1 protein-coding gene is annotated in these 1512 nt (G+C 60.8%); it reads left to right on the forward strand.

Annotated features, from left to right (window positions below):
• Positions 1-54 precede the first annotated feature (54 nt).
• A complete protein-coding gene (locus tag GOACH_RS22940) occupies positions 55-1446 on the forward strand; it encodes an IS256 family transposase (protein ID WP_005180727.1) in 1392 nt (463 codons plus the stop codon).
• The last annotated feature ends 66 nt before the right edge of the window (positions 1447-1512 follow it).

Raw genomic sequence — 1512 nt, forward strand, 5'->3', positions numbered from 1 at the left:
GGGGGTGTCAGATGGTCTGTGTAAGTCCAGTGCTCATTAGTGAGAGGAAGATTTATGAGCATGGCGTTAGACGACAAGCAGCAGGACAACGACGACCACCCGCAGCTGCCTGAGCTCGCAGAGCCGCGTTCGACTGCGGAGGTGGCCGAAGCGTTGCAGGCCTCGGGCATGGTCGATGAGTTGTTGGCCCAGATCGATTCGGGTCAGGTGCAGGTCACCGGGGACGGTGGCTTGATTCCGGGCTTGATCAAACTCGCCCTCGAACGCGGTTTGAAGGCCGAGCTGACCGATCACCTCGGCTACGAGAAGGGCGACCCGGCAGGCCGGGAACTGCCCAACGCCCGCAACGGATCAACCCCGAAAACGGTGGCGTCTGAGGCGGGGCCGGTCGAGCTGAAGGTCCCTCGTGACCGTGACGGCACCTTCACCCCACGTCTGGTGCCGAAGGGATCGCGTCGGCTCGGCGGCCTCGATGACATCATCATCTCGCTGTACGCCGGAGGCATGACGTTACGCGACATCCAACATCATCTGGCCGCCACGGTGGGCACCGATCTGTCGCATGAGACGATCTCCAAGATCTGCGACGAGGTTTGCGACGCGGTCGATGAATGGCAGAGCCGGCCGCTGGAAGCGTTGTATCCCGTCCTCTATCTCGATGCCCTGGTGGTCAAGGTCAAAGACGGTGCTCACGTTCGAAATAAGCACGCCCACATAGCTATTGGTGTCGACATGGCTGGCGTCAAGCATGTGCTGGGCATCTGGATACAGGCTGAAGAGGGCGCGAAGTTCTGGGCCGGGGTGTGCGCGAATCTGGCCAACCGCGGCGTCAAGGACGTGCTGATCGTGTGCTGCGACGGGCTGACCGGATTCCCCGAGGCGATCGAGGCGACGTGGCCTTTGGCCACCGTACAAACCTGCGTCGTGCACCTGATCCGCAACGCGATGCGGTTCATCAACTACAAAGACCGCAAACAGGTCGCCCGGGCGATCAAACCGATTTACACCGCCCCCGACGCCGAGACCGCGCGCCGAGAATGGGAGATCTTCCGAGATTCGGCGTTGGGTGTCACATATCCGAGTGCGGCACAGGCTTTCGACCGCGCCTGGGACAGATTCATCCCATTCCTGGCCTTCCCACCCGAGTTGCGCAAGGTCATCTACACCACCAACTCGATCGAGTCGCTGAACTATCAACTCCGCAAGGTCATCAAGAACAGGGGACACTTCCCCAACGACGTCGCGGTCCGCAAACTGCTCTGGCTGGCTATCTGCGACATCGAGGACAAACGAGCCAGGCAACGCGAGAAGGAACGCGGCAAGCCAGCCAGTCAGCGTAAAGCGCCCGGACGACTCGTCGAAGGGCAAGTCGTGACCAGCTGGAAACAGGCCCTCGGACAACTCGCCCTGGCCTACCCCGACCGCATCGAACCCCACCTCAACTAGACACCGAAAGCGAACCCAAGAAATCAGGAGTTACGTTCTTACACAGACATCTTGACAAGCTCGATC

The organism is Gordonia aichiensis NBRC 108223 (assembly GCF_000332975.1).
Taxonomy (GTDB): domain Bacteria; phylum Actinomycetota; class Actinomycetes; order Mycobacteriales; family Mycobacteriaceae; genus Gordonia; species Gordonia aichiensis.